This is a genomic window from Entomomonas moraniae, from assembly GCF_003991975.1.
Classification (GTDB): domain Bacteria; phylum Pseudomonadota; class Gammaproteobacteria; order Pseudomonadales; family Pseudomonadaceae; genus Entomomonas; species Entomomonas moraniae.
Genome location: NZ_CP029822.1, coordinates 3,140,654 through 3,159,950, shown reverse-complemented (window position 1 = coordinate 3,159,950; position 19,297 = coordinate 3,140,654). Strand labels below are relative to the sequence as shown.

17 protein-coding genes are annotated in these 19,297 nt (G+C 38.5%); 10 read left to right on the top strand and 7 right to left on the bottom strand.

The features are described from left to right. Nucleotides 1-3: 3 nt before the first annotated feature. The gene (gatC, locus tag DM558_RS14705) at nucleotides 4-291 is read right to left on the bottom strand and encodes an Asp-tRNA(Asn)/Glu-tRNA(Gln) amidotransferase subunit GatC (protein WP_127164627.1); all 288 of its coding nucleotides are present in this window, start codon (nucleotides 289-291) and stop codon (nucleotides 4-6) included. Between the two features lie 191 nt (nucleotides 292-482). Here gatC and DM558_RS14700 point away from each other — a divergent pair, with 191 nt between their 5' ends. The 6 genes from DM558_RS14700 to DM558_RS14675 all read left to right on the top strand — a co-directional run bounded on the left by DM558_RS14700 (nucleotide 483) and on the right by DM558_RS14675 (nucleotide 8,906). After that, a complete protein-coding gene (locus DM558_RS14700) occupies nucleotides 483-1,538 on the top strand; it encodes a rod shape-determining protein (RefSeq protein ID WP_109703815.1) in 1,056 nt (351 codons plus the stop codon). Between the two features lie 138 nt (nucleotides 1,539-1,676). Beyond that, entirely contained in the window at nucleotides 1,677-2,534 is an 858-nt protein-coding gene (mreC, locus tag DM558_RS14695) for a rod shape-determining protein MreC (RefSeq protein WP_407644325.1), read from the top strand. Continuing rightward, nucleotides 2,534-3,031: a rod shape-determining protein MreD gene (gene mreD, locus DM558_RS14690; protein WP_127164625.1), complete on the top strand. Its 498-nt coding sequence runs from the start codon at nucleotides 2,534-2,536 to the stop codon at nucleotides 3,029-3,031. Before mreC ends, mreD begins: the two co-directional genes overlap by 1 nt. After that, nucleotides 3,031-3,642, top strand: a complete 612-nt coding sequence (locus tag DM558_RS14685) for a Maf family protein (RefSeq protein WP_127164624.1) — start codon at nucleotides 3,031-3,033, stop codon at nucleotides 3,640-3,642. Before mreD ends, DM558_RS14685 begins: the two co-directional genes overlap by 1 nt. Continuing rightward, a complete protein-coding gene (gene rng, locus DM558_RS14680) occupies nucleotides 3,639-5,096 on the top strand; it encodes a ribonuclease G (protein ID WP_127164623.1) in 1,458 nt (485 codons plus the stop codon). The genes DM558_RS14685 and rng overlap by 4 nt, the downstream gene beginning before the upstream one ends. A gap of 12 nt (nucleotides 5,097-5,108) precedes the next feature. Next, nucleotides 5,109-8,906 (top strand): YhdP family protein, encoded by a 3,798-nt coding sequence (locus tag DM558_RS14675; protein ID WP_127164622.1) that lies wholly within the window; start codon nucleotides 5,109-5,111, stop codon nucleotides 8,904-8,906. A gap of 61 nt (nucleotides 8,907-8,967) precedes the next feature. On the opposite strand, the gene rplS is transcribed toward DM558_RS14675, so the two are convergent. The 5 genes from rplS to ffh all read right to left on the bottom strand — a co-directional run bounded on the left by rplS (nucleotide 8,968) and on the right by ffh (nucleotide 12,452). Beyond that, nucleotides 8,968-9,336: a 50S ribosomal protein L19 gene (gene rplS / locus DM558_RS14670; RefSeq protein ID WP_109703824.1), complete on the bottom strand. Its 369-nt coding sequence runs from the start codon at nucleotides 9,334-9,336 to the stop codon at nucleotides 8,968-8,970. A 42-nt stretch (nucleotides 9,337-9,378) separates the two neighbouring features. Further along, nucleotides 9,379-10,122 (bottom strand): tRNA (guanosine(37)-N1)-methyltransferase TrmD, encoded by a 744-nt coding sequence (trmD, locus tag DM558_RS14665; protein WP_127164621.1) that lies wholly within the window; start codon nucleotides 10,120-10,122, stop codon nucleotides 9,379-9,381. Between the two features lie 16 nt (nucleotides 10,123-10,138). Next, nucleotides 10,139-10,660, bottom strand: a complete 522-nt coding sequence (gene rimM, locus DM558_RS14660) for a ribosome maturation factor RimM (protein ID WP_127164620.1) — start codon at nucleotides 10,658-10,660, stop codon at nucleotides 10,139-10,141. Nucleotides 10,661-10,672: 12 nt separating this feature from the next. Then, nucleotides 10,673-10,924, bottom strand: coding sequence for a 30S ribosomal protein S16 (rpsP, locus tag DM558_RS14655; RefSeq protein ID WP_109703830.1), 252 nt, complete (start codon nucleotides 10,922-10,924; stop codon nucleotides 10,673-10,675). A gap of 148 nt (nucleotides 10,925-11,072) precedes the next feature. Beyond that, a complete protein-coding gene (gene ffh / locus DM558_RS14650) occupies nucleotides 11,073-12,452 on the bottom strand; it encodes a signal recognition particle protein (protein ID WP_127164619.1) in 1,380 nt (459 codons plus the stop codon). A gap of 337 nt (nucleotides 12,453-12,789) precedes the next feature. Between ffh and DM558_RS14645 the strand changes: the two genes are divergently transcribed. The 3 genes from DM558_RS14645 (at nucleotide 12,790) to lon (ending at nucleotide 18,125) form a co-directional block, all read left to right on the top strand. After that, nucleotides 12,790-14,043 (top strand): Glu/Leu/Phe/Val family dehydrogenase, encoded by a 1,254-nt coding sequence (locus DM558_RS14645; protein ID WP_127164618.1) that lies wholly within the window; start codon nucleotides 12,790-12,792, stop codon nucleotides 14,041-14,043. 145 nt (nucleotides 14,044-14,188) lie between these two features. Further along, complete coding sequence (locus DM558_RS14640; protein ID WP_127164617.1) at nucleotides 14,189-15,643, top strand: TrkH family potassium uptake protein; 1,455 nt, start codon at nucleotides 14,189-14,191, stop codon at nucleotides 15,641-15,643. An 85-nt stretch (nucleotides 15,644-15,728) separates the two neighbouring features. After that, on the top strand, nucleotides 15,729-18,125 hold the full coding sequence (gene lon / locus DM558_RS14635) for an endopeptidase La (protein ID WP_228411768.1): 2,397 nt from the start codon (nucleotides 15,729-15,731) through the stop codon (nucleotides 18,123-18,125). Nucleotides 18,126-18,176: 51 nt separating this feature from the next. Here the strand turns inward: lon and DM558_RS14630 are convergent, their stop codons facing one another. Then, on the bottom strand, nucleotides 18,177-18,632 hold the full coding sequence (locus DM558_RS14630; RefSeq protein WP_127164616.1) for a GNAT family N-acetyltransferase: 456 nt from the start codon (nucleotides 18,630-18,632) through the stop codon (nucleotides 18,177-18,179). A 262-nt stretch (nucleotides 18,633-18,894) separates the two neighbouring features. Between DM558_RS14630 and DM558_RS14625 the strand changes: the two genes are divergently transcribed. Further along, nucleotides 18,895-19,296 carry a protease inhibitor I42 family protein gene (locus DM558_RS14625; RefSeq protein WP_164731473.1) on the top strand — a complete coding sequence of 134 codons (402 nt, stop codon included), beginning with the start codon at nucleotides 18,895-18,897 and terminating at the stop codon, nucleotides 19,294-19,296. Nucleotide 19,297 lies beyond the last annotated feature (1 nt).

Here is a 19,297-nt window from a genome sequence, read left to right as displayed (position 1 = left end):
AAATTAATCAATTACTTTAGGGACAAGGTACAAGCCATCACTTACAGATGGAGCAATCTTTTGATACTCATCGCGATGATTTTCTTCAGTAACCATATCAGGACGTAGTCTTTGAGTAGCTTCCAAAGGATGAGCTAACGGCTCGATACCGTTTGTATCCACCGCTTGCATACGGTCAACTAACTGCAAAATGTTATTTAACATCACCGTGCTTTCGGCTAAATCGCTTTCATTTAGCTTTAGCGCCGCTAACTGGGCAATTTTTTCAACATCTGTTTGCTCAAGTGCCATTAATCTCTCCAGCTATATATAATTTTTTAAAAATGGGATACAATTTCCCAATATATAAATTATGCAAATTTTTTTACAATTTATCACAATATTGATTTCTATTCCTTATTATATAGGAATAATTTTTGTTTTATCATTGTCGATTATTGTACATTTTTATTCTTTTAATTAAAAACTAGAGTTCTTCCTGTATGTTTAATGTCTTTAAGAAGTTACGCGGCTTTTTTTCTAGTGATCTATCTATTGATTTAGGAACAGCCAACACATTGGTCTATATTCGCGACCGTGGAATTGTTTTAAATGAACCTTCCGTTGTTGCCATTCGTCATCAAGGTAGTCAAAAAACTATTGTCGCGGTAGGTACAGAAGCAAAACAAATGCTTGGACGTACCCCCGGTAATATCTCAGCTATCCGCCCTATGAAAGACGGTGTCATTGCTGACTTTGAAGTTTGCGAAAGCATGCTTGAATACTTTATCAATAAAGTACATGAGAAAAGTTTACTTCCACCTAGCCCCCGTATTTTAATTTGTGTACCTTGTAAGTCCACCCAAGTTGAGCGTAGAACCATTCGTGACGCAGCGCTGCATGCAGGAGCTCGTGAAGCTTACTTAATCGAAGAGCCCATGGCAGCGGCCATCGGTGCAGGATTACCAGTAGAAGAAGCCCGTGGTTCAATGGTGATTGATATCGGTGGGGGTACAACAGAAATTGCTCTTATCTCACTCAACGGCGTAGTTTATGCAGAATCCGTTAGACTGGGTGGTGACCGCTTTGACGAAGCTATTGTTACTTATGTTCGCCGTAACTATGGTAGTTTAATTGGTGAGTCAACCGCTGAACACATTAAACAACAAATCGGTTCAGCCTTCCCTGATCCTAATGGCGAAATTCGTGAAATTGAAGTGAGAGGTCGTAACCTTGCAGAAGGGATACCACGCTCTTTCACTTTAACTTCTACAGAAGTACTTGAAGCACTTCAAGAATCATTAGCAACGATCGTCCAAGCTGTGAAAAGCGCCTTGGAACAATCACCTCCAGAACTAGCTTCTGATATTGCAGAGCGTGGTCTCGTATTAACAGGTGGTGGAGCATTATTGAGGGACTTAGACAAACTAATCTCACAAGAGACAGGACTTCCTGTTATTGTTGCAGAAGACCCACTCACTTGTGTAGCACGAGGAGGTGGTAAATTATTAGAAATGATTGATCGCCATGCAATGGATCTTCTATCCACCAATCCATAGTATAAATAAGTAGGTACATCATCCATGTATCTACTATTGTTATGGGCACAAGTAGAGCTATACTCTCTATTCATTTTATAGAGGGGGATTATTATTAAATCTTTATTCCCTAGAGGGCTTTCTAAAAGATTTAAAGCGATTACGCTATCAATCTTAGCAATCATTGTTATGATTGTTGATGCGCGCTTTGAAGTGTTAGTGCCTGTTCGCCATAAAATAGCTATTATTACAACACAAGTCTACTCGATTACTAATATTCCCTCAAAACTATGGGATACCGCTGTAGAACAATTTTCTAGCCACAGCGAATTACTGTCTGAAAACGAACGTCTAAAAGCACAATCACTCCTTCTAGAGCAACGGCTACAAAAACTTGCTTCCATCACCCAACAAAATGCGCGATTACGTGAGTTACTTAACTCTGCAAGTTTAGTCGATGAAAAGGCAGTTGTTAGCGAACTGATTGGCATTGATCCGAACCCAACGACCTTCCGTTATCTTATTGATAAAGGGAGCAACGATGGTGTTTTTGTTGGCCAATCGGTGCTCGACGCAACAGGTGTCATGGGACAAGTTGTTGATGTTACCTCTTACAGTGCATGGGTGATTCTTATCACCGATACAACACACAGTATCCCCGTAATGGTCAATCGTAATGGATTACGCGCCATCGCATCAGGAACAGGTGAGGACCTATTAGAGATCCGTTATGTACCTAACAATGAAGATATCAAAGTCAATGATTTACTCGTCAGCTCTGGACTAGGGGGTAACTTTCCTTCTGGCTACCCTGTTGCGACGGTTTCAGATATTAAAAATGATACGGGAAGCCCCTTTGCGACTATCTACGCCAAACCCACAGCGGCATTAAATAGAAGTAGATATGTACTGCTTATCTTTACTCATAAAAAATCCTCACTCCCTGATGAACAAACAGCACCACAAGATGAAACAAAAACATCAGAAGAGGAAAATAACAAGGAGGCAAATAAATAATGGCTTCTTATCAACTCACAGGAGGCTGGGCTATTTGGCTTAGCTTATTTATTGCACTCCTGCTTAGTATTGCTCCACTTCCACAAGGCTTAATGGCTTTTCGCCCCCTATGGATTAGCGCCGTATTTATCTATTGGTCATTATTCTTACCCCATCGATCAAGCCTATTTGCGGCCTTTATTTTTGGTCTCATTATCGATGTCATGGTAAATAGCCTATTGGGACAAAATGCATTAGTACTAGTATTAACCGTCTATATAACACTACTCTTTCAACACAAAATCAGACCCCAACCCATCATTCGACAAACGTTTATGGTCACTATTATTTTAACCTTGGGACAAATCATTCAAATTTGGATCTATACATTAACAGGTATTTATCCCAATAAATTTAGCATATTTGACTATATCTTCCCCATTATCACAACAGCAATTTTATGGCCTTGGCTTTCTGCTGCACTTCGCTCACTACAAATCCGTGTAGGCATCAACTAATGCACAGTTTGTATCTGGCCTCAAGCTCGCCAAGGCGCCAACTTCTCTTAAAACAACTGAATACTCCCTTTTCCATCATTGAACCCAACATTGATGAAACACCCATCGATAATGAATTACCAGAAAATTATGTCTCTCGACTGGCCATCACTAAAGCTAAAGCGGGTTTTAATCAGTTATCAATAGCGCAACAAAAAACAGCGTATGTACTAGGTGCTGACACGATTGTTAGTTTAGAAAATAACATCATGGGGAAACCAACTTCTCAACAACAAGCTGTAACAATGCTACAGTCTTTATCAGGTAAAACACATAAAGTTTTTACCGCTATTGCGTTATACTACTTAGATAAATTAATATCTAATGTTGTTGTGACAGAGGTAACAATGCGGCCTATTTCAATAGAGGAAGCAGTTACTTATTGGCATACAGGAGAACCAAAAGGAAAAGCCGGAGGTTATGCTATTCAAGGAATAGCCGCAACATTTATTGAACAAATAAATGGAGATTACTATGCGATTGTTGGCCTCCCTATATTTGCAACATCTAAACTACTAAAACAGGCTGGTATTTACTCATTAACAAGTAATAGGTATCAGAATTGGCTATGAGCACTGAGATTTTTATAAATGTAACACCCATGGAAACAAGGGTTGCCTTTGTAGAGAATGGTATTCTACAAGAGGTTTACATGGAAAGAACACTAAAACGTGGTATCGTTGGTAATATTTATAAAGGCCAAGTCATTCGAGTACTACCGGGGATGCAAGCTGCATTTATTGATATAGGCCTTGAAAAAGCAGCCTTTATTCACGTTGCTGAGTTAGTAAATCGAGACAGTGAACAACCTCCTGAAGACATTACCAAGCTCATCAGAGAGGGGCAAAGTATCATTGTCCAAGTAACTAAAGACCCTATTGCAACTAAAGGTGCTCGATTAACAACACAGCTATCCCTCCCCTCTCATTACCTTGTCTATATTCCACAAACACATCACATTGGTATCTCGTTACGCATTGAAGAGGAAGAAGAGCGCGAGCGCTTAAGACTATTGGTTACTGAGTGTATTACAGAAACACAGCTTGATGAAGGTGGTTTTATAATACGCACAGCAGCCGAAGGTATCTCTAAAGCAGAACTTGCAAAAGACATTCACTATTTACAAAAGTTATGGCTACAGGTTAAAGAGTCGATTAATAAATCATCCATCAGCTCTCTGATTTATGAAGAGTTTCCGTTAAGCTTACGGATTATTCGTGACTTTATGAATCCAGAGATCAACAAAGTCTATATTGATTCAGAAGACATTTATAATAAAGCCAAACTCTTCCTAGAAGAATTTCTTCCCGAATTGGGAGATCGTTTAAAGCTCTATAACAGTGATCCTCCTTTATTTGATATCCATGGCATTGAACAAGAAATACAACATGCTCTCGACAAAAAAGTTAGTTTAAAATCAGGTGGCTACATTGTTGTTGATAATACCGAAGCAATGACAACCATTGACGTAAATACAGGCGGGTTTGTAGGCCATAAAAACCTTGAAGAAACAATCTTTAAAACCAATCTAGAAGCAGCAACAACTATCGCCAGACAATTAAGATTAAGAAACTTAGGTGGTATTATCATTATTGACTTCATTGATATGGAGTTAGAAGAACATCGAGAACAAGTATTACAAACATTGCAAAAAGAATTAGAAAAAGACCACTCAAAAACTAACGTTTTGGGTTTTACAGAACTTGGGCTTGTTCAGATGACGCGCAAACGAACTCGTGAAAATTTAGAACAAATCTTATGTGAACCTTGCTTTCAATGCCATGGGAAAGGCATTTTAAAAACATCAGAAACCATTTGCTACGAAATTTTTAGAGAGATCATGCGTATCGCGAAAGCTTACCCAACGAATCGTTATCTTGTATTAGCCAACCCTAAAATTGTTAATCGTCTGATGGAAGAAGAATCTGATAATGTTGCAGATTTAGAAGTTTTGATTGGCAAAGCCATTAATTTTCAATCAGATACACTTTACACTCAAGATCAGTATGACGTCGTACCACAATAAGGCAAAGAGTTAATGACCCAGTCGCCCCCTAGAAAAATAACTAAACTTTACCGACTTATTATCAGCCTGTTTTTGTTAGCCGTGGTATTAATCACACTCTATGTGGTTATTGCAAGACAAACTGTTATTTGGGTCTCTGATTATAGAATTGAATTGCAAGAGAAACTCTCTAAGACACTCCATGATACCCCTGTCACCATTGGTGATATCAAAGGCTCTTGGGATATTTTTTCCCCCACGATCACCCTACAAAATATACATATCGGTACCCAAAAACAAATGCTTGAGGTTGACCAACTAACGCTTGAGCTAGATGTACCTAGCAGTATTTTAAACTGGCAACTACGCATCGATAAAATACATGGAGAAAACCTGACCTTACAAATTCGTGAAAATAATCCGAATGATTGGTCTATTGGCGGTATCCCCAAACAAAAAGACCCTATTACACCTGAAATCGTCCTATCCCAACTACAACGATTTAAAAAACTCTCGATTAGTAATAGCACAATCAGTATTCATCCCTATCAGAAAGCCAGCCGTGTTTTTACCCATATTAACGCAACCCTCACCCATTTTTCAGATGAAGACATGAAGCTTGATGGCATTCTTTACATTAACGATGATAAGCCACTAACGCTCTCCATCGATGCATCTATCAATCCAAAGCACTGGTATAAACTAAAAGGCAAGTTTTATGCTAATGTCCCTTATATTAATTGGCGAACTTGGTTACCTGAAAATATAGATATTCCATGGAAGATTGATGATCTAACGCTCGGAGGACAAGTCTGGGGATCAGTGAGAAAAGGTGAACTTCAATCACTAACAATTGATACAAAAAATAGCCAGGTTGCAGTTAATTATCAAAAAAACAACACTGTTTCATTTAAAGATATTACTATGCAAGCGTGGTTTAATCACCATACGTCTAACTATACTGACGTACAAATCAAAAACCTATCTTTTAATGCTAATCAAACCCATTTTCAAAATGATAATTTACGCTTTGTGCAACATAATACAGACAAGCATCGACAATGGGATCTTCAATCAAGCACACTTAATATTGAAAATACCCTTACGCCAGTATTAGCGTTAGCGCCCATATCTCAAGAAACCCAGCAAATCATTCATGACATAAACCCTAAAGGTAACATTAATAATCTGCACATAACATGGCTACCAGATAAACCGCTTATTGAACGCCTAAAATTTTCGGCAGAGGTTGAAAATGTATCATTCAATCCCTACAAAGAGACTGTTGGTTCAGGCAATATAACAGGTAAAATTCAAGGTGGAATCAACGAAGGGACCCTTGCATTAAAAGCAAAAGATTTTTCACTATTTATTGCCGCTCTCTTTAATAAGCCATGGCACTACAAACAGGCAGATAGCCTTCTCAATTGGTCATTTGATGGAGAAAAAGTTAGTATTTTCTCTCATCTTATGCAATTAAAAGCCGATGAAGGGGATTTAACAGGCGATATGATGATTCGTCTATACCCTTACAATCCAATTCAAGACTACATGGATTTACGAGTTAATATCACAAATGGTGATGCTAGCTATACCCCAAAATACATCCCCAGCAAAGCAAAAATGAGCAAAGAACTCGTTCATTGGCTTAATACAGCGATTATTGGCGGCGATATTGAAAATGGCTACTTCCAATTCCAAGGTTCTTTAAATAAAAAGACGCCGTCAACTGCTCATGCCTTATTACTCTATATGAAGGTCAATAAAACAGAGGTTAACTATGAACAGCCTTGGCTACCTATTCGCGATATTGCTGGTGAAGTTTTTATACAACCGTCAGGCGTCAAGATATTAGCTGAACATGGCACTATCAGCAATACAACATTAGAGAAAATCAAAGTCAATATTCCCCTAAATAAAAAACAAACAATACCTCATCTCTATGCCAAAGCAGAGTTAAAAAGTACCGTTAATGACATATTACATGTATTAAAAAACTCTCCACGTAACATATCTGAAGTTTTTGCTACTTGGCAAGGTCAAGGGGTAATTCAGGGACAATTACAACTTGATATTCCCTTAGAAAAGCAACAAGAACCTCTCGTTATTACAGATTTCAAGGCATACAATGCATCATTAAATCTACAATACCCTATTCCTCCCTTAATCAATATTTCGGGCGATTTTAATTACAATAGTCAGCAAGGGCTAAGTAGCAAAGCTATTACAGCAACCGTTCTTGGTAACCCTGTACAAGGAACTATCGAGGCTGAAGGTAAAAATACCCCGATATCTCACCTAAAACTTAAAGGGATTATCAATATTGCTAAATTAATCAATTGGTACTTCCCAACCAAAGAGGGATGGCCGATACATGGAACTACTCCTTATAACCTAGATCTTCTAATCGCCAAAAAAAATCAACTCACTATATCCTCTACACTCAAGGGCATAGAGTTTGATTTACCAGCCCCTTTTAATAAGACTGCAAAACAAACCAAAAATATCTCTTTCCAAATGGATTTTGGTAAAGAACAACCGATCGCATTAAAACTCGATTACGGTACTTTAATAAACTCAGTCATCGCAATGGATAAAAATAGTCAAAACTGGCGCGGTGAACTCTTACTTAACCAAGGCAAGGCCTCTCTATCTGATAAACAAGGATTACAAGTTCGTGGTAATTTTGGTCAAGTTAATATAGAGGAATGGTATAATCTCTATAATAAGTACTTAGCAGATCTCCCAGAATCAAAATCTCCGTTCAACTCTAAAGAAATTAATAATATCAATTTATTAATAGGAAAAGTTGTTGGGTTTAATATTCCTCCACAACAAGCTGCCATTTATATTCAACCTGCAGGAAATACAGGGTGGCAATTAAACCTCAGTAGCCCTTCTTTATTTGGAAGACTGACAGCCCCCCAAACAAAAGATTTACCCTATTACATTCATCTTAACTATTTAAGAATACCAGAAACATTAACTAGTATTTTAAAGAAAAGCAAATCAGACAATACCCTTGATCTCAGTAAAATCCCAAGCATTAGTCTATCCATTCAGCAATTATTTCTAGGTGATGAATCAATTGGAAGTATTCGATTTGATAATGCAAAACACGAAGAAGGTCTAAAGGTCTCCAATATCGCTCTAAATCTCAGAGGGGTTCATATACATGGGGATTTAGATTGGAAAATAGGTAAGCAAACGACTTTTACAGGAAAGCTTTTCGGAAAAAACCTTGATAAAGTACTGGCTAATTGGAGTGTAAAACCTAGCATTACTGCTGATAAATTTAGTGTTGTAATCAACGGGACATGGAAAGGTTCACCAACGGAGTTTTCACCAGAACATTTTACTGGAACACTCTCTCCTGAATTAAAATCAGGTCGAATACTGAGCTTTGACGAATCAACAGCTAACATCCTACGTATCTTCGGGATACTCAATCTAGAAGCCGTTACGAGACAACTACGCTTAGATTTTAGTGACTTCTATAAGCCTGGATTAGCATTTAATAGCATCAAAGGAGAACTCAAAGGGGACAATGGCTTATTGACTATCACCAAACCTATACTCCTTGAAGGTCCCTCGATGATGATCTCAATGTCTGGCAATGTAAATATGCAAACTCAACAAGTGGATGCAACAGTAAAAGTCGGTATTCCTCTAGCATCAAGTATTTCTATTGCAACACTAGCCGTTACCCCCCCCATAGGTGGAGCAATGCTTGTTGCTGACTATTTCTTAGGGAATGAACTGATGAAAATTGCTGCTGTTAGCTACAGCGTTAAAGGGGACTGGAATAACCCTGTTATAAATCGGAAATAACTATCTTATGATTTTACCAATAAAAAAACCCGCATCTAGCGGGTTTTTTTCTATAAAAGAACTAATCAGCTTGTGTTTGTTTAGCTAATTTTTCTTTAATACGAGCAGCCTTACCAGATAGCTCACGTAAGTAGTAAAGTTTAGCTTTACGTACATCACCACGACGTTTAACAGTAATACTGTCAACAATCGGGCTATATGTTTGGAATGTACGCTCAACTCCAACACCACTAGAAATCTTACGTACAGTGAAAGCACTGTTTAAGCCACGATTACGTTTACCAATTACAACACCTTCAAAAGCCTGTAAACGTGTACGCTCACCTTCAACCACACGAACTTGTACAACAACTGTATCGCCTGATGTAAACTCAGGGATTTCTTTACTCATTTGTTCAGCTTCAAGCTGTGCAATAATTTTGTTTGTCATTTAAATGCTCCAAAGGCTAACCACTCGTTAACCATCGATACGTTATCTATCGTCCTGTTGCGCAACATAGTCTTGCAACAGCTGTTTTTCTTCTCCAGAAAGCGAGCGGCTTTCCAGAAGATCGGCTCGGCGTTGCCACGTTCGCCCAAGGGCTTGTTGCAATCGCCAACGCCGGATATGTTCATGGTTACCACTTAGTAGCACCTCAGGAACACATTGCCCATTATACTGTTCAGGTCTTGTATAATGGGGGTAATCTAGCAAGCCATTCATAAAAGAATCTTGCTCTGCCGATTCATTACACCCTAAAACACCAGGTAATTGGCGTGTAATCGCGTCTATTAAAACCATCGCTGGTAACTCACCACCCGACAGTACATAGTCGCCTATCGACCATTCTTCATCCACAAAGGATTCTATAAAACGTTCATCAATGCCTTCATAGCGACCAGCTATTAGAATTAACGTTTTTTCTTGCGATAACTCTTGTACAGCGGCTTGAGTTAGTTTTTTCCCCTGCGGGGACAAATAAACCACTTTTGCCGATGGTGATGCTTGTTTTTTTGCATCTAACAATGCAGATTCAAGGGGGGCAACTTTCATTACCATTCCTGGTCCACCACCAAATGGCCGATCATCAACAGTATGATGTCGATCATCAGTATAACTTCGCGGATTATAACAATGTATTGTTACTAATCCTTGTTTAACTGCTCGGCCTGTAACACCATAATCAGTAATTGCTGTCAGCATTTCAGGGAAAAGGGTGATGAGCTCAAATTGCATGGCTGTCGCCTATTGGTTAAAACTCTGCATCCCAATCAACTTTTACTTCTCTAACATTTAGATCAATTGAAAGAACACATTGATCAGTATAGGGAAGTAAACGTTCCTTATCATCAATACTCTCAGCCGTAGGCTTAACCACTAAAACATCATTTGCCCCTGTTTCTAACAGGTGATCAATGTTTCCTAACAACTGTTCTTGAAGATTAATAACCTTAAGGCCTACTAATTGATGCCAATAATACTCACTGCTTTCTAGCACAGGCAGCCGATCAAAAGGGATACATATTTCGTAATCCGCCAATTTTCTGGCTTCTTCTCTATCGGTTAAATTTTTCAACTGAGCAACAAGAACTTTACCTTGTAAACGCCCCCGCTCTAATTTAACTGTAAACTTTTCATCAGCTTTTCGTAATATCCATTCTTTATAAGTAAGGATATTCTCGATGGGGTCAGTAAACGAATACACCTTAACCGCACCCTGTAAACCATGTACAGAAACAATTTTACCTAAAACAATTAATTCTTTATCAAGCATAGGTGCTATTAATTAAGCAACTGCTTTAGCCGCTTCCTTTAATAAGCTAGTGACACGCTCAGAAACTTGTGCACCTTGGCCTTTCCAATAAGCAACACGCTCTTGGTCTACATTTAGTCTGACTTCACCACCCGTTGCAACTGGGTTAAAAAAGCCTACGCGCTCAATAAAACGACCGTCACGTGCATTGCGGCTATCAGATACTGTAATGTAATAAAATGGACGCTTTTTAGAACCGCCACGTGCTAAACGAATAGTTACCATGAAGATATTATTCCTAAATTAGTTAATATGTAAAATATATAAAAGGCTGCATATTTTATAGGAAGTATTTTTTTTTGCAAATGCCTTTTTAAAGCTATACAAAAAAACTTACGTTTAAAAATAAAAAACAGCCCGTTTTAAGCGCAAATTAAAAACGACGACCTGCTTTACCTTTTGGTAAAACACTACCTAGTCCGCGGACCATTTTAGTTAAGCCACCGTTACCCATGACTTTTTTCATCATCTTTTGCATTTGCTTATGTTGTTTAATCAACCGACCAACATCTTGTATTTGTGTTCCTGAGCCTTGAGCAATACGACGCTTACGCGAACCATTAATAATATCTGGATCACGGCGTTCAGCCATTGTCATTGAGCTAATAATAGCCTCCATTTGCACAAATTGTTTATCTGCTTGATCCTGCTGGCCCGCCATCGCCGCAAGATTAACACCACCCATCATGGGTAATTTATCCATTAAGCTACCCAAACCGCCCATACTTTTCATTTGGCGTAATTGGTCACGAAAATCTTCCAAATCAAACCCTTTACCTTTTTTGATTTTTTTCGTTAATTTTTCAGCTTTTTCTTTATCTAACTTCTGTTCGGCTTGCTCAATTAAGCTGAGCATATCCCCCATACCTAAAATACGGGTAGCTACACGCTCTGGGTGGAAAGGTTCTAAAGCTTCTGTTTTCTCGCCCATTCCTAAAAACTTAATGGGTTTACCTGTAATTGCGCGCACTGATAATGCCGCACCGCCACGTGCATCACCATCTACCTTAGTCAGAATAACCCCTGTTAGAGGCAAGGCATCATTAAAAGCTTTAGCCGTATTAGCAGCATCCTGCCCCGTCATGGCGTCCACAACAAATAATGTCTCAACAGGATTAACTGCTGAGTGAAGCACTTTGATCTCATCCATCATTTCAGAGTCAATATGCAAGCGCCCTGCAGTATCCACTAATACAACATCAACAAACTTCAGCTTTGCTTCTGCAATAGCTGATTTAGCAATATCAACAGGTTTTTGTTCAGTTGTTGACGGGAAGAATGTAACACCCACTTCGTCAGCTAATGTTTCTAACTGTTTAATCGCAGCGGGACGATACACATCCGCAGATACGACTAGTACTGATTTTTTCTTACGCTCTTTTAAAAAGCGCGCTAACTTAGCAACGGTGGTAGTCTTACCAGCACCTTGCAAACCGGCCATTATGACAACAGCAGGTGGTGTAGCATTGAGGGCTAAATCTTCATTAGCAGCCCCCATCAATTGCTCTAACTCTGTCTGAACAATTTTAACAAAGGCCTGACCTGGCGAAAGATTTTTGATGACCTCTGTCCCGACGGCCTTTTCTTTGACTTTCTCTATAAACTCTTTTACAACAGGCAGCGCTACATCGGCCTCTAATAGAGCCATACGCACTTCACGCAATGTCTCTTGAATATTGTCTTCCGTGAGCTTTGCCTGACCAGTGATATGGCGAAGTGTCTTGGAAAGGCGCTCGGTTAAATTATCAAACATGAACTCGTCCAGTAAAGCAAAATTGTAAAACTCTTATTATAGTAGGTAATTAGCATTTGCTGAAAGCATTATCTTTTTTTATTTAACTTTAAATTAACCTCATTCAGCAAGTGCATAAAATAGCTTACTGAGTGTTTTGACTGTTAACTAGGCAGTTGACACATATTACTTCTTTATAAAATCTGATTTATTTACCTTAAACCAGCATCATTATGCAAAATAAGCATAATATATACATATTTTGCATTAAGTAAAAATAATTTTATATACTATCTACGCTATTTACATAGCCGGATCATCAATAATAAACAAACAACATATCATATAAGGATTTACTATGAGTAAACACGCAACAGCTGCCTTAGAAAACGCCCATCAACAACTCGATAAAATAGCGTCTTTTCTTAAACTAGATCCTGCTATTCACGCCATCCTAAGAGAGCCTCAACGTTGCCTAGAAGTTTCAATTCCGATAAAAATGGATGACGGCACAATAAAAATATTTAAAGGTTATCGCTCCATGCACTGTAATGCTATTGGCCCTGGAAAGGGGGGAATACGCTACCATCCAGATGTCACAATGGATGAAATTAAGGCACTGTCTATTTGGATGACATTTAAGTGTGGAGTTCTTAATCTACCTTATGGTGGCGGTAAAGGCGGTATTGTTGTTGACCCTAAACAACTGTCAAAAGCCGAACTGGAAAGATTAACTCGTGCTTATATCCGAGCAATATCACCTGTTATTGGCGAGCAAGAAGACGTTCCTGCACCTGATGTAAACACAAACCCAACGATTATGGGCTGGATGGTTGACGAATACATCAAGCTAAATGGTAATCAGTTTGGTGTATTAACAGGTAAGCCGCTTATTCTTGGCGGTTCAGAGGGCAGAGTTGCTGCAACAGGAAAAGGTACAGCCATTATTGTCAAAGAACTACTACAAAAACTAGGTATAAATATTAAAAATGCCCAGGTTGTAATACAGGGTTATGGTAATGCAGGCTCATTTGCAGCACGTTTTCTTCATGAACTTGGCGCTAAAATCATTGCGATTAGCAATAGCTCTGGTGGTGTTTATAACCCACAGGGTATTGATCCTATAGAAGCAGAGCGTGCGCTCGAAAACAACAAAGGTATTCAGTCAATTGCAGGTGTTAAACCAATATCTAACGAAGACTTACTTGAGTTAGAATGTGATGTTCTCGTTCCTGCGGCTTTAGAAAACCAAATTACTAAAGACAATGCCCATAAAATAAAAGCTAAAGTTATTGCAGAAGCTGCAAATGGCCCTGTCAGCACAGAGGCCGATGATATATTATTAGAAAGAGGTATTATTGTAACGCCTGACATTCTAACTAATGCTGGCGGCGTTACTGTTTCTTATTTTGAATGGGTACAAAACCGCTATGGTTTATATTGGTCAGAAAGAGAAGTTAATGAACGACTAGAGGAATCAATGATTCGTGCATTTGATAATGTATGGAATATGTACCAAAACCATAACAAAGCAGCTACGTTACGTATGGCCGCTTATATGGTATCGATCGATCGACTTGCCAGAGCCATTAAAGCACGTGGCTGGGTGTAAAAAATTCCTCCACTAATAAAAAGGCCACTGATGATGTGGCCTTTTTATTAGCCCCAAACAATAAAACTGATAAATTCCATTACTATTTCTAAATCAACCCTCTATAATGTTGAACCTTTAATAATTTATTTGATTGCGTCTCAAGATGACTCGCCAAACTCTACGCAGTATTTTTTACATAACCGGTTTTTTTCTATTAGCGCTATCTATTGCTATGTTAGTGCCAATGACAGCCTCACTCACATTCTTACATTCAACGAATGACATGATGGCTTTCTTTTGGTCTGGGCTTATTACCTTCTTGACTGGTTTTTTAATGATCAAGCAAAAAGGCTCCCTTCAAATACATTTACGTCCACGAGACATGTATTTTTTGACTGTTTGTACATGGCTTGTCGTTTGTATCTTTGCCGCCTTACCCATGACAATGATACGCCATATAAGCTATACAGATGCTTTTTTCGAAGCCATGTCAGGCATTACCACAACGGGCGCTACCGTACTTTCTGATCTCGATAATACAGCACCAGCACTGCTCATTTGGCGCTCCATGTTACATTGGATCGGTGGTATAGGGTTTATTGTGATGGCTGTTGCCATTTTACCAATGCTCCGCGTTGGAGGAATGAAGCTATTCCAAACAGAATCCTCTGACTGGTCAGAAAAAGTTTTACCCCGCTCACACATTATTGCTAAATATATTCTAAGCATTTACGTCTTTTTTACTGCAATGGGAATCTTAGCTTTTTATCTTAGCGGTATGCCTTTTTTTGATTCAATTAACCATGCAATGAGTGCAATCTCAACAGGTGGTTTTTCTACTTCTGATACTTCTTTGGGTAAATTTGTACCCAGTACACATTGGATTGCCATTATTTTAATGCTACTAGGCAGCCTACCTTTTACGCTATACGTCACAACGGTTCGAGGAAACTACACCGCATTGTTCAAAGATGAACAAGTCAGAGGCTTCTTGATTATTATATTTGTTTTCTGCCTCCTTCTAAGCATTTGGCTTTGGCAACACAGTAATAACTCCTTTATAGACTCCTTACGGATTGCTTCAGTCAGTGTGATTTCTGTTGTTTCGACAACGGGGTTCGCAGTCGATGACTATGGGAAATGGGGCGGTTTCGCTATGATGATCTTTTTCTACCTCACTTTCCTTGGAGGCTGCTCGGGGTCAACGACAGGGGGATTAAAAATATTTCGCCTTCAAATCAGCTGGCGTTTACTGATTGCCAACTTAAAACAACTCATACATCCAAGAGCAGTTATCCCACAAAAATATAATGGGCATAATTTAGATGATGAGATTGTCCGCTCCATCTTAGCATTTACTTTTTTCTTATTTTTTATTATTGCCATAATTGCTTTATATTTGGCTTATTTAGGCTATGATATGATAACCGCATTAACAGGAGCAACAGCCATGGTTTGTAATGTTGGGGTTGCATTAGGTGATATTATTGGCCCTTCAGGTAATTATTCGCCGCTGCCTGATAGTGCAAAATGGGTGCTTTCCTTTGGTATGTTATTAGGCCGGTTAGAGATTATTACAGTTTTAGTTTTACTAACCCCTAGTTTTTGGCGTTATTAACGGTAAATTCAAATATTGAAAATAATTTAATCATTTTCAATAAAATACCCCTCTATAAATATAACCATTTAAATTTGGATACGTTATGACTGACATGAATAGTAAGGAAAATGCAGTAGAGGTTACCAATAAACAAACCAATAATGAATTAGCAATTGTTGAGCCCGCTCATCCAGAAAAACTATATATTATCCCTATTCATAATAGGCCCTTTTTTCCTGCTCAAGTTTTACCTATTCTTGTCAATCAAGATCCTTGGGAAAAAACATTACGCCGAGTCGCAAAAAAAGATCATCATTGCGTAGCTATCTTCTATACAGAGCAACCCTTTGATGAAAACTTTGATATTGAAAGTATTCCCAAATACGGCACCCTCGCTAAAATCCACCAAGTTAGCCAAGAAAATGACAAATTACAATTTGTTGCACAAGGTATCACAAGAGTAAGTGTTAAAAAATTCTTGAGCCATAAGCCCCCTTACTCGGTAGAGGTTGAATACCCAAAAAGCCCAGAAGATCCTCGTAATGAAGTTCGTGCTTATGGCATGGCAGTTATCAATGCCATTAAAGAGCTACTTCCTTTAAATCCTCTCTACAATGAAGAACTAAAAAACTACCTAAATCGTTTTAGCCCCAATGATCCTTCACCTTTAACTGATTTTGCAGCAGCTTTAACGACAGCACCGGGGCCTGAGTTACAAAAAATTCTAGACACCATTCCCATTTTAAAGCGCATGAAGAAAGTATTACCTTTATTGCGCAAGGAAGTAGAGGTTGCAAAATTACAAAGTAAGTTATCTTCTGAAGTGAATGAGAAGATCAATAAAAACCAGCGTGATTTCTTTTTAAAAGAACAGCTAAAAATTATTCAGCGTGAACTGGGCATCAGTAAAGATGATAAAAGCGCTGATATTGATGCATTTAAAGCACGATTAGAAGGAAAGCAATTATCTGTTCCTGTACACAAACGCATAGACGACGAGCTTCGTAAACTTTCACTGTTAGAGATAGGCTCACCTGAATACGCCGTCACGCGCAACTACCTCGATTGGGCAACTGCATTGCCTTGGGGGATAGAGGGAAAAGACAAACTTAACTTACAACATGCTCAAAGAGTACTAAATAAACACCATGCAGGACTCGAAGATGTTAAAAACCGTATTTTAGAGTTCCTAGCTATTGGTACCTTTAAAGGCGAAATTAATGGATCCATTATTCTATTAATTGGCCCACCAGGCGTTGGTAAAACAAGTATTGGCAAATCTATCGCCGAATCTTTAGACCGTCCATTTTATCGATTCAGTTTAGGGGGTATGCGTGATGAGGCTGAAATTAAAGGCCATCGCCGTACCTATATCGGTGCTCAACCCGGCAAACTAATACAAGCGCTCAGAGAAGTTCAAGTATTTAACCCCGTCATCATGCTTGATGAAATTGATAAGATGGGCAAAAGCTATCAGGGAGATCCTGCCTCTGCTTTATTAGAAACATTAGACCCCGAACAAAATATTAACTTTTTAGATCACTATCTTGACTTACGAGTCGACCTATCTAAAGTGCTTTTTGTTTGTACAGCCAATGACATTGACTCTATTCCAGGTCCTTTATTAGATAGAATGGAAGTAATTAGCCTTGCAGGTTACATTACTGAAGAAAAGCTTGCTATTGCTAAAAAACATCTATGGCCCAAACAGCTAGAAAAAGCAGGTGTACCGAAAGGGAAAATCACTATTACCGATGCCGCTATCAAAGCCATTATTGAAGGTTACGCGCGCGAGTCAGGTGTTCGCCAACTTGAAAAACGCTTATCCAAAGTGATTCGAAAAAATGTTGTTAAACTCCTAAAAGAGCCTGACTTACAAATAAAAATCACCCACCAAAATTTAGATCAACTGCTTGGTTTGCCCGCCTTCCACAATGAACAGATATTAACAGGTGTTGGAATTGTAACAGGTCTCGCTTGGTCAGGGATGGGAGGTGTTACACTTCCTATCGAGGCTAGCTGTATACATAATCTTAGCAGGGGTCTTAAATTGACGGGCCATCTTGGCGATGTCATGAAAGAATCGGCTGAAATAGCCTATAGCTATATTATTTCACATCTAAAAAATTACACAAAAAAACACCCAAATTTTTTTGATAATGCCTATATTCACATACATGTACCCGAAGGCTCTACACCAAAAGATGGCCCTAGTGCAGGCATTACCATAGCCAGTGCATTACTTTCTCTTGCTTTGAATAAAGCCTCTAAAAAAGGAATAGCAATGACGGGGGAACTGACACTCACAGGGCATGTTTTGCCCATTGGTGGAGTAAGAGAAAAAGTGATTGCTGCAAGACGTCAAAAAATCAAGGAGCTAATACTACCAGAAGCAAATCGTGGCCATTATGAAGAGTTACCTAACTATTTAAAAGAAGGGTTAACTATAAACTTTGCTAAGCATTACAGCGATATAGCAACTATTTTATTTAACGATTAAACAAAATAGCCCTAAACAAAGGGCTATTTTTTTTAAAAGCTCTTCAAAACACTACACCAGTATTCTCGAATAAACAGAAGAGAACTCTCCCCAAGGATGATAACCGACCCCATCCAATAAAAACCCGACACGCTCGTAAAATCCTTCCAAATCAGTGCATAAATGCAATTTAGAAAACCCCAGTAACTTTGCCTCTAACGCAATATGCTCAATCAATTGACGGGCCAAACCTTGGCCACGAAAATCAGATTCAATGTACAGTGCACAAAGCCAAGGGTAAAGCTCCATTCGGCTAATAAAATCATTCGTTATAAGCCCTGCACAACCAATAATATGATCATTATTTAATAAAATATACCATTGAGGAAGAGGGTTTAATGCATCAATGGAACGGTTTATTGCATCTTGATATAACATTTTTGTCATATCACTGGCCCACTTTTCTTGAAAATAAGATATCGCCTGCTCTGCATACTCTGGCCGACTCCTAACCGATATAATTTTCACTTCATTTAAATCCTATATACTAGAAACTAACATGATTGTAGTAACTCATCAAAAAGAAGGCAAACCAAAAATACAGAGGGGCAAAGCCCCCCTCAATAACTATCAAAAGCTCTCGTAGCAAAATACTTCAAAGCCCCACCGTAACCACATCTTAAATCCATTTTAAATTAACAAATAATTACACTTTAGCCATTTTTTAAATTCAAATATAACAGGTAGTTAGTTAATATAATCGGCTAATTACTTAATGAATGATCTAATTATGCTCAAGAACTTATTAACCCCTTTGCTTATTTGCTTGCTATTATCGGCTTGTGTAACGAAATCTCCTGTCGTTGTTACCAACAATAACTTCCAAACACTTTGCTCTCCCCTATCCTTAAAGAAAGATGAAACACTGGTAGTAAAACTACCCAGTAGTCAGTTCAGTGGCTATAAATGGAAATTAGAAAAAGAAGAAGAAAACATTCTACAGCTATTAAAAAATGATACACAACATGATGAAGACTCTAAGAGTAGAATTCATAGAGAAGAGACGGTTTGGGAATATAAAGCAATAAAACCAGGTAAAACTACGCTAGCCTTCACTTATCAACTCGCGTGGGATACAGATGTCCAAAAAAGTCAACGTGTAGAGTGTCCTGTTACAGTTAGTAATGAATAAA

What these genes read in the sequence shown, in the direction of transcription:
- gatC (WP_127164627.1), bottom strand. Translation starts at nt 291, where the DNA reads ATGGCACTTGAGCAAACAGATGTTGAAAAAATTGCCCAGTTAGCGGCG.
- DM558_RS14700 (WP_109703815.1), top strand. Translation starts at nt 483, where the DNA reads ATGTTTAATGTCTTTAAGAAGTTACGCGGCTTTTTTTCTAGTGATCTA.
- mreD (WP_127164625.1), top strand. Translation starts at nt 2,534, where the DNA reads ATGGCTTCTTATCAACTCACAGGAGGCTGGGCTATTTGGCTTAGCTTA.
- DM558_RS14685 (WP_127164624.1), top strand. Translation starts at nt 3,031, where the DNA reads ATGCACAGTTTGTATCTGGCCTCAAGCTCGCCAAGGCGCCAACTTCTC.
- rng (WP_127164623.1), top strand. Translation starts at nt 3,639, where the DNA reads ATGAGCACTGAGATTTTTATAAATGTAACACCCATGGAAACAAGGGTT.
- DM558_RS14675 (WP_127164622.1), top strand. Translation starts at nt 5,109, where the DNA reads ATGACCCAGTCGCCCCCTAGAAAAATAACTAAACTTTACCGACTTATT.
- rplS (WP_109703824.1), bottom strand. Translation starts at nt 9,336, where the DNA reads ATGACAAACAAAATTATTGCACAGCTTGAAGCTGAACAAATGAGTAAA.
- trmD (WP_127164621.1), bottom strand. Translation starts at nt 10,122, where the DNA reads ATGCAATTTGAGCTCATCACCCTTTTCCCTGAAATGCTGACAGCAATT.
- rimM (WP_127164620.1), bottom strand. Translation starts at nt 10,660, where the DNA reads ATGCTTGATAAAGAATTAATTGTTTTAGGTAAAATTGTTTCTGTACAT.
- rpsP (WP_109703830.1), bottom strand. Translation starts at nt 10,924, where the DNA reads ATGGTAACTATTCGTTTAGCACGTGGCGGTTCTAAAAAGCGTCCATTT.
- ffh (WP_127164619.1), bottom strand. Translation starts at nt 12,452, where the DNA reads ATGTTTGATAATTTAACCGAGCGCCTTTCCAAGACACTTCGCCATATC.
- DM558_RS14645 (WP_127164618.1), top strand. Translation starts at nt 12,790, where the DNA reads ATGAGTAAACACGCAACAGCTGCCTTAGAAAACGCCCATCAACAACTC.
- DM558_RS14640 (WP_127164617.1), top strand. Translation starts at nt 14,189, where the DNA reads ATGACTCGCCAAACTCTACGCAGTATTTTTTACATAACCGGTTTTTTT.
- lon (WP_228411768.1), top strand. Translation starts at nt 15,729, where the DNA reads ATGACTGACATGAATAGTAAGGAAAATGCAGTAGAGGTTACCAATAAA.
- DM558_RS14625 (WP_164731473.1), top strand. Translation starts at nt 18,895, where the DNA reads ATGCTCAAGAACTTATTAACCCCTTTGCTTATTTGCTTGCTATTATCG.